Annotated in this window: 1 protein-coding gene; it reads right to left on the bottom strand. The window is 57.0% G+C overall.

Annotated features, from left to right (window positions below; all coding sequences use genetic code 11):
- The coding region (locus I6F28_RS37000; protein WP_225143926.1) for a putative bifunctional diguanylate cyclase/phosphodiesterase at window positions 1–1,154 on the bottom strand (1,154 nt) is incomplete at both ends.

Raw genomic sequence — 1,154 nt, 5'->3', positions numbered from 1 at the left:
GGCGCGGACTAAAGCCGGTCTGCTCTAGGAGCGATATAATGCGCTCTCCAAGCGCGGAATCCCGCAACTGAACAGGCGAAATGTTGAAGGCAAGCGAAAACGTCTTTGGCCACGCAGTGGCATCAAGACACGCGCGGCGAAACAGCTGATCTCCAAGAGCGTTGATGAGGCCTGTTTCTTCTGCAATCGGAATAAACACGTCAGGCGGGATATGGCCCGATGTCTTGCTCTCCCAACGCGCCAACGCCTCGAACCCGACGATGCGATTACTTACAAGTGAAACCACCGGCTGGTAATGGGGCTCGATAATATCCGTTGCGATAGCGCTCCGAAGCTCACGCTCAATATTGATGCGCCGCTCGACATGCACGTCCATGTCAGGTTCAAAAAAGCGAACACGCGACCTGCCGTCGCCTTGCGCGCGATAAAGTGCGCGTTCTGCGCGCCTAACCAATTCGTGGGGAGTGACGCCATCAAGCGGAGCGATGGCGATGCCAATTCCAAGACTAAGCTCGGCTGCGCCAGCCTCAATCGCGAAACTGTCGGCGGCAGACGCCACGATACGGCGCGCCAGATTGGCGGGATCCTCGAGGGAGCTAATGTTGGGCAGGACGATCCCGAATTCGTCGCCTCCGATCCTCGCCAGGAAGCCGTCCTTGCACAAGATGTCGGCAAGCCTAGTGGCAAGTTCGCAGAGTGCCTTGTCCACCGCTGCATGGCCGTGCGTATCCTTGATTCGCTTTAAGCCGTCGAGGCCGAGCATCAGAACAGCGACTTGATGCGTGTCGGTGGCGAGGCCAACGCACAGATCAAGTTTGTCATCAAACAGGCGGCGGTTTGGCAAGCCAGTCAATGGATCGTGTCGCGCCAAATCGCGGACTTCTCCTTCTGTGATGGTTCGTGCTTCAGTTCCGCGGGCGAGTTCTCGGTAGCGCCGAACACTAAAGATCGTGAGCCCAATGCTCAGCAAGAATGCAACGAACACGATGAAGATAATGTCGTCGAGTACCGACTCCACATAGCGCTGTCCCAGCTGCGCTAAACGAGGGCCAAGCCCATAGAGATGCGCTAAAAGTGAAGTGAGAACGACGCCACCGAAGAGAGCAATGAGGTCCCTCGTGGCAGAACTGCGCCAATCGAAGTGCAATACGCGC

It is taken from the genome of Bradyrhizobium sp. NBAIM14 (assembly GCF_020193895.1).
GTDB lineage: Bacteria > Pseudomonadota > Alphaproteobacteria > Rhizobiales > Xanthobacteraceae > Bradyrhizobium > Bradyrhizobium yuanmingense.
Note: the sequence above shows the minus strand (reverse complement) of the source record. Positions and strands in the feature narration are given on the sequence as shown.